7 protein-coding genes are annotated in these 7,415 nt (G+C 66.8%); all 7 read right to left on the bottom strand.

The window, feature by feature from the left end; all coding sequences use genetic code 11:
• Positions 1–61: 61 nt before the first annotated feature.
• Positions 62–937, bottom strand: a complete 876-nt coding sequence (gene tatC, locus G4O04_01035; protein HEY57131.1) for a twin-arginine translocase subunit TatC — start codon at positions 935–937, stop codon at positions 62–64.
• Entirely contained in the window at positions 934–1,359 is a 426-nt protein-coding gene (locus G4O04_01030) for a hypothetical protein (protein HEY57130.1), read from the bottom strand. Before G4O04_01030 ends, tatC begins: the two co-directional genes overlap by 4 nt.
• Positions 1,360–1,521: 162 nt before the next feature.
• Positions 1,522–2,628, bottom strand: coding sequence for a 3-isopropylmalate dehydrogenase (gene leuB / locus G4O04_01025; GenBank protein HEY57129.1), 1,107 nt, complete (start codon positions 2,626–2,628; stop codon positions 1,522–1,524).
• Positions 2,629–2,633: 5 nt separating this feature from the next.
• Positions 2,634–3,263: a 3-isopropylmalate dehydratase small subunit gene (gene leuD / locus G4O04_01020; protein HEY57128.1), complete on the bottom strand. Its 630-nt coding sequence runs from the start codon at positions 3,261–3,263 to the stop codon at positions 2,634–2,636.
• 11 nt (positions 3,264–3,274) lie between these two features.
• Positions 3,275–4,681 carry a 3-isopropylmalate dehydratase large subunit gene (gene leuC, locus G4O04_01015; protein HEY57127.1) on the bottom strand — a complete coding sequence of 469 codons (1,407 nt, stop codon included), beginning with the start codon at positions 4,679–4,681 and terminating at the stop codon, positions 3,275–3,277.
• A 19-nt stretch (positions 4,682–4,700) separates the two neighbouring features.
• The gene (locus tag G4O04_01010; GenBank protein HEY57126.1) at positions 4,701–6,350 is read right to left on the bottom strand and encodes a 2-isopropylmalate synthase; all 1,650 of its coding nucleotides are present in this window, start codon (positions 6,348–6,350) and stop codon (positions 4,701–4,703) included.
• A complete protein-coding gene (gene ilvC, locus G4O04_01005) occupies positions 6,347–7,411 on the bottom strand; it encodes a ketol-acid reductoisomerase (GenBank protein ID HEY57125.1) in 1,065 nt (354 codons plus the stop codon). The genes G4O04_01010 and ilvC overlap by 4 nt, the downstream gene beginning before the upstream one ends.
• Positions 7,412–7,415 lie beyond the last annotated feature (4 nt).

Genomic DNA, 7,415 nt, shown 5'->3' with positions numbered 1-7,415 from the left:
CTTTCGTTTCGTCAAAAATAGGTTATTTAAAGGAAGGCCTCACCAGGGACAGGTAGAAAGCCTACAACCGTGCTAGGCGGGCCAGCCCGATCCCCAAAAGGTAGAGCACAATCATGGGGGCCATCACCAGGAGCATGTTCACCGGGTCCACCGTGGGCGTGATGACCGCGGCCAGCACGGCGATCACCACCACGGCTACCCGCCAGTGGCGCACCAGGTCTTCGGCGCGCACCCAGCCCACCGACGCCAGCAGGTAAATCGCCAGCGGGAACTCGAAGGCCACGCCCACCCAAAACAACAGGGAGGTCACGAATTTGATGTACGATGCGGGACGCGGTAGGGTGGGGATGCCCATGAAGTTGAGCAGGAAAGGCAAGGCGACGGGGAGCATGACATAGTAGGCAAAGGCCATCCCACCCACGAAAAAGATCAGCACGAAGGGCATCCCTAACAGACCCAGAATGCGGCCACGGGGGCGCAGCCCGGGAGCGGCGAAGAGGTAAAGTTCGAAGTAGATGTAGGGGAGCGAAAAGGCAAACCCCGCCAGCAAAGCCACCCGCACGAAGACGATGACCGGCTCTGTGACCTCGATGGCCTGCAAATGATGGATGCCTCCAATGGGCGCAGCGAGGAAGTCGATCAGGCGGGGGGTGAAGGCAAAGGCCACCGCCGTCATCAAGACCCATACCCCCGCCGCGCGCAACAAGTGTCGCCGCAAATCGTTGAGGTGATAAAGCACCGCGGAGGGCTCCTCAAAGGTGGCCTGGAGCACATCAGGCAACGGGCGCTCCTCCGGCTCGGCGGTGAGGGCTTCCCATAGACGGCGGCGCGTGCGATACAGCCAGCGGGCCAGTCCCCGAATGGCCCGCCAGGGCAGCCAGATGGGGGCAAAAAGCACGCGGAGCAACCCGCGAAGCACTTTGCGCAATCTGGTCATGAAACCACCTCAGGAGGCGGAGGGGCTTGCTCTTCCCCGGCGGCGGGGGCTTCCGGCCCATCCGCAGAGGACGCCTGTTCCGAAGGCGCCGCCTCACCCGTGCTGCCTTCCGGGGGCTCGTTTGTCGCCCCCCCCGCATCCATGGGCTTGTTGAACACCACGGCCTGGCGCAACTCCTTTTCCAAGGTGCGTTCGATTTCCCGCATGTCCTTCAGACTGGCCTCCTGTTCCATTTGGTAGAAGATGCGCTGCGTCTCGCGGCGCAATTGAACCAGGCTGCGCCACACTTCCGATTGGTGCACCTGCGCCAGCCAGCGCCCCATGGTACGGGCCACCTTTTGCATGTCCTCCGGGCCCATGACCAGCAAGATGATGACAAACAACAGAACCAGTTCGGGAAAGCCAACGCCTAAAATGTCCATCCACCTTTCCTAAACGAGCAGACTGGGCAAACCGTGCCCCCTATTATACCCCTGGGCAAGGGGCCTGCGAGCCTTTGCCGGAAAACACCGTCCCTCCCCCAGGGCTTGGGCACAGATTCTGGGGGAGGGACGGCGATCCGAGAGGCGTATTCGCCCAGGGGGTCAGCCGTGGCCGTTGGTCCCCTCGATGAGGTGCTGCATCACGGCGGCGGTAAAGTCGGCCGTGGTGCAGGCCTGCTCCGGGATGGGGGACAGGTCGGGGGTAAAGTAACCGGCCTCCCAGGTGGCCTGCACGGCGCGTTCCACGGCTTGGGCTTCGCGTTCCAGCCCCAGGCTATGGCGCAGCAGCAACGCGGCGCTGAGGATAGCTGCGCTGGGGTTGGCGATGCCCTGCCCGGCGATATCGGGCGCGCTGCCATGGATGGGTTCGTACAACCCGCGCGGGAGGCCGTGGCGGTTTTGGGCGGCGCCCAGCGAGGCGCTGGGCAGGGTGCCCAAGGAGCCGGTAAGCGCCGCGGCTTCGTCGGTCAGGATGTCGCCAAAGAGGTTGGCCGTGACCACCACATCCAACCCCTCCGGATGGCGCAACAGGTCCATGGCCATGGCGTCCACCAGGCGATGTTCCAGGCACACGCCGGGGAACTCCTCGTGCACCACCCGGTCCACCACCTGCCGCCACAGCCGCGAGGAGGCCAGCACATTGGCCTTATCCACGCTGACCAGAAGGCCCCGCCGCTGGTAGGCCAGGCGGGCGGCCAGGCGGGCGATGCGGGCGATTTCGGGTTCGGTGTAACGCATGGTGTCCCACGCCGGGGCCTGAGCCTCAGCCTCCTGGCGCGGGCCGAAGTAGATGCCGCCGGTGAGTTCGCGCACCACCACAAAGTCCACCCCCTGGACGCGCGCGGTTTTGAGCGGCGAGCGGTCGGCCAGCGGAGGCCAGACCTGCACCGGCCGCAAATTGGCAAAGGTCTCCAGTCCTCGGCGCAGGGCCAACAGGCCGCGCTCCGGTCGTTGTTCGGGGGGCAAATCGTCCCAACGCGGGCCGCCCACCGCCCCCAACAGCACGGCGTCGGCCTTGCGGCAGGCGTCCAGGGTGGTTTTGGGCAACGGCGTGCCGTGACTTTCCAGGGCGGCACCGCCAACGGGGTGTTCCTCTATGGCCCACTGATGGCCAAAGCGCTGCGCGACTACTTCCAACACCTGTCGCGCAGCGGCGATGACCTCGGGACCAATGCCATCGCCGGGAAGTAAAACCAGAGAAGCATGCATGGCAGTCACTCCGGTTGGATGGTCGTAGCCGGAATGGTGAGCGCGCCCTTGCCGTGGGTACGCTCGTACGTCTCGATTTGCGGAAGATGGCGTAACAGATAGTCCAGTTCGTCCATGCCCTCCAGCAAGCAGGTGCGGGCGAAGGGGTCCACGGTAAAGGGCATCGTCTCCCCGTCATGCAGGCGCACCGTTTGCTCGACAAGGTCCACCGTCACGGCCTGGCCGGGGTGCGTTTCCACCCAGGCAAACAGGGCGCGGATGTGCTCCGGCGTCAGACGGGCCGGGAGCAGGCCATTTTGCACGGCGTTGTTGTAGAAGATATCGGCAAAGGAAGGCGCCAGGATGGCCCGAAAGCCCCATTGGGTGAGGGCCCACACRGCGTGCTCCCGCGAGGAGCCGCTGCCGAAGTTGGCCCCGGTGAGCAGGATGCGGGCCCCGGCGTACTGTGGRGCGTTGAGGGGAAAGTCCGGCTCCGGGGCGCCGTCCGGACGGTAGCGCCAGCGGGCGAAAAGCCCCTGGGCCAGACCGTCCTTGGTCGTGCCTTTGAGGTACTGGGCGGGGATGATGTCATCGGTGTTGACATCTTCGCGCGGAAGGGGCACCACAGGCGAGGTCAGACGGGTGAAAGGTTGCATGGCGAAGCTCCTTACAGATGGCGGCGGGGATCGGCGAGGCGACCTTCGACGGCGCTGGCGGCCGCGGTCAGCGGGCTGGACAGAAAGGTGCGGGCGCCAGGGCCTTGCCGGCCCTCGAAGTTGCGGTTGCTCGTGCTCACGGCGTAGTGGCCGGGCGGCACACGGTCGCCGTTCATGGCGATGCACAGGCTGCACCCGGAGTAGCGCCATTCGGCTCCGGCTTGCTGGAACACGCGGTCCAGGCCCTCGGCCTCGGCCTGACGACGCACGGTTTCGGAGCCGGGGACCACGACCATGCGCACGCCGGGGGCCACCTTGCGCCCTCGCAGCACCCGTGCCGCCTGCCGCAAATCCTCCAGCCGACCGTTGGTGCAACTGCCGACGAACACCCAATCGATTTTGTGCCCCAACAGCGGCTGACCGGGGCGCAAGGCCATATAGGCCAGGGCCTTTTCCAGCAAGTGCCGCCTGGCCGGGTCGGGTTCGGCGGCGGGGTCGGGCACGCGGCCGGTGACGGGAATAGCCATCCCCGGCGTGGTGCCGTAGGTGAGCATGGGCTCCAGCGTGCTGACATCCAGCGTGACCTCTTTGGCGAAGACGGCCTCCTCATCGGAGACCAGGGTGCGCCAGTAGGCCAGGGCCCGATCCCAGGCGGGGCCCTGGGGGGCGAACTCCCGCCCGGCCAGATAGGCGAAGGTCGTGTCGTCGGGGGCGATCATCCCAGCGCGGGCGCCGGCTTCGATGCTCATGTTGGCCAGAGTCATGCGCCCAGCCATGTCCAGCGCCCACACGGCCTCGCCAGCGTATTCGATGACATACCCCCGCCCGCCGTCGGTGCCGATGTGGGCAATGAGGGCCAGAATCATGTCCTTGGCCGTGACGCCGGGCTGCAGCCGTCCGGTGAAGGTGACCCGCATGGGGCGGGGCTTGCGCATGAGCAGGGTCTGCGTGGCCAGCACATGGCCCACCTGGGTGGTGCCGATGCCGAAGGCCAGCGCGCCGAAGGCGCCGTGGGTGGCGGTGTGGCTGTCGCCGCACACGATGGTCATCCCCGGCTGGGTCAGCCCCAGTTCCGGGCCGAGCACATGCACGATGCCCCGCTGGGGATGCCCCAGGTCGTAGAGAGGCACACCAAAGGCGCGGGCGTTTTGCGACAGGGCGAGCAGTTGCTCACGGGCCTGGGGGTCGGCCAACTGGAGGTCCGGCGCCCGGGTGGGGGTGCTGTGGTCCATGGTGGCCACGGTGCGATCCGGCCGGCGCACGGTCAGGCCGCGCCGCCGCAACTCGGCGAAGGCCTGGGGCGAGGTCACTTCGTGGACCAGATGCAGATCGATGTAGAGGATGGCCGGGGCGTCCGGTGCCTGGTGCACTACATGGGCGTCCCACACTTTGTCGAACAAGGTGCGTGGCGGGGTCATGGGGGCCTCCTCCCGGGCGTCAGGCCGCGACGGGCCGGTTGGGCTCGGCGGTCGGGGCGGCTGCGCCCTGACGCGCGGCCAGCATCTTGTTGATGGCCGTGAGGTAGGCGCGGGCGCTGGCCAGGATGATGTCGGTATCGGCAGCGTAGCCGCCGAAGGTACGCGGTCGTACGTCCCCTTGAGGGGATGGGCGCGTTTCCGCGGCGGGGGATTGAATGCGCACGGTGACCTCGCCCACGGCGTCGATGCCCTCGGTAACCGCGTTGACCACATACTCCAACAGCACCGGGCGCACGCCCACCACCCGTTCGATGGCCTTGTACACCGCGTCCACCGGGCCGGTGCCCACGGCCGAGGCGATGTGCGTCTGGCCGTCGGGCCCGCGCAGCCGCACCGTGGCCGAGGGCATCCCCGTCCCGGCCACCACCTGGGCGGCCTCCAGGTGGAAGCGCTCCTCTTCGGGGGCCAGGCCGCGCTCGGCGGAGACCAGGGCCATCAAATCGGCGTCGGTGATGGCCTTCTTGCGGTCGGCCAGCCGCTTGAAGGCCTGGAAGATTTCGTCCAACTCCTCGCGGCTCAGGCGATAGCCCAGTTCTTCCAGGCGCACCCGTAGGGCATGGCGACCCGAGTGCTTGCCCAACACCAGGCGCGACTTGGGCCAGCCCACCATCTCGGGGCGCATGATTTCGTAGGTCTGCTGATGTTTGAGCATCCCGTCCTGGTGGATACCGGCCTCGTGGGCAAAGGCGTTGGCCCCTACGATGGCCTTGTTGGGCTGCACGGTCATGCCGGTAATCCGGGACACCATCTGGCTGACCCGCACGATTTGGGAAGGCTCGATGTCCGTCTCCAGGCCGTAAACATCCTTCCGGACCCGGAGGGCCATGACCACTTCCTCGAGAGCGGTGTTGCCGGCCCTCTCACCGATGCCGTTGACGGTGACCTCGGCCTGCCGCGCTCCGGCCATCAATCCGGCCAGGGTGTTGGCCGTAGCCAGGCCCAGGTCGTTGTGGCAATGCACCGAGACCACCACCTGATCGATGCCGGGGGTGTTCTCGATGATGCCTTTGATGAGCCGGTAGAACACCTCGGGGGTGGTGTAGCCCACGGTGTCCGGGATGTTGAGGGTGGTGGCCCCGGCCTTGATGGCCGCGGCCAGGACCTCGTAGAGGAATTCGGGGTCGCTGCGTCCGGCGTCTTCGGGGGAGAACTCCACATCATCGCAGAGGGATTTGGCGTAGGCCACCATGTCGCGCACCCGCTGGACGACCTCCTGCGGCGTCATGCGCAGTTTGTACTGCATGTGGATGGGCGAAGTGGCCAGGAAGGTGTGAATGCGCGGATGGGCGGCGTGGCGCACGGCTTCCCAGGCTGCGTCGATGTCGCTTTTGACCGCGCGGGCGAGGCCGGCGATGATGGGCACCCGGTGGCCGTTCTGCTTGGGGTCGGGGTTGCCCACCTCGATGGCGATGCGCCGCACGGCCTCCAGGTCGTCGGGCGAAGCAGCCGGAAAGCCGGCCTCGATGACATCCACACCCAGCCGGGCCAAGGCACGGGCGATTTGCAGTTTCTCGGTCGAGGTCATGGTGGCGCCGGGCGATTGTTCGCCGTCGCGCAGCGTGGTGTCGAAGATGCGCACATAGTTGGGGTGGGGCAGTTGCGTGCTCATGGGGTGTCCTCCTGGGGTGGGGGAGCGGTTTGGGGTTGGGCAGGCGAGACGATCGTCCATTGGTCGGGGTCCACTTCTACGGGATCGAGGAAAGGCATCATGGCGCGCAGGCGGCGGCCCACGCGCTCGATGGGGTGCCGGGCGGCCTCCCGGCGTTGGCGCTCGAACCAGGGACGTCCCTGTTCGTTTTCCTCAATCCAGCGGCGGGCGAAGGCGCCGCTCTGGATCTCCTCCAGGATCTGGCGCATGGCTTGGCGCACCGTTTCACCGATCACCCGCTGGCCGGAGACATAGTCGCCGTATTCGGCGGTGTCGGAGACCGAGTAACGCATGTAGGTCAGGCCGCCGCGATAGAGCAGGTCCACGATGAGTTTGAGTTCGTGCAGCGTCTCGAAGTAGGCCAGCTCGGGCTGGTATCCAGCCTCCACCAGGGTTTCGAACCCGGCTTGAATAAGCGCGGAGACGCCGCCGCACAACACGGTTTGTTCGCCGAAGAGGTCGGTCTCGGTTTCCTCTTTGAAGGTGGTTTCCAGCACACTGGCGCGGGTGGTGCCGATGCCCCAGGCATAGGCCAGGGCGATGGCGCGGGCCTGGCCGCTGGCGTCCTGATGCACGGCCAGCAGAGCCGGGGTGCCGCCGCCCTGCACGAACACCTCGCGCACCCGATGGCCAGGGGCCTTGGGCGCCACCATGCTGACATCGACGAAATCGGGGGGCTGGATGGTGCCGTAGTGGATGTTGAACCCGTGGGCGAACATGAGCGTCTGGCCGGGGCGCAGATGGGGGGCGATGTGCTCACGGTACACGGCGGGCTGCCTGGTGTCGGGCAGCAGGAGCATGACCACATCGGCTTCCTGCACGGCCTGGGCCACAGGCAACACCGGGAAGCCGTCGGCCTCGGCACGGGCCCAGGAGCGGCCACCGGGGCGCAGGCCGACGCGCACATCCACACCGTTGTCGCGCAGGTTTTGGGCGTGGGCGTGGCCCTGGGAGCCGTAGCCCAGCACGGCCACCTTGCGCCGGCGAATCAGTTCGGGTTGAGCATGGTGATCGTAGAACATCGGG

Source organism: Anaerolineae bacterium (assembly GCA_011176535.1).
Lineage (GTDB): Bacteria > Chloroflexota > Anaerolineae > Anaerolineales > DRMV01 > DUEP01.
The sequence above is the reverse complement of the archived record's forward strand: the minus strand, read 5'-3'. Positions and strand labels throughout refer to the sequence as shown.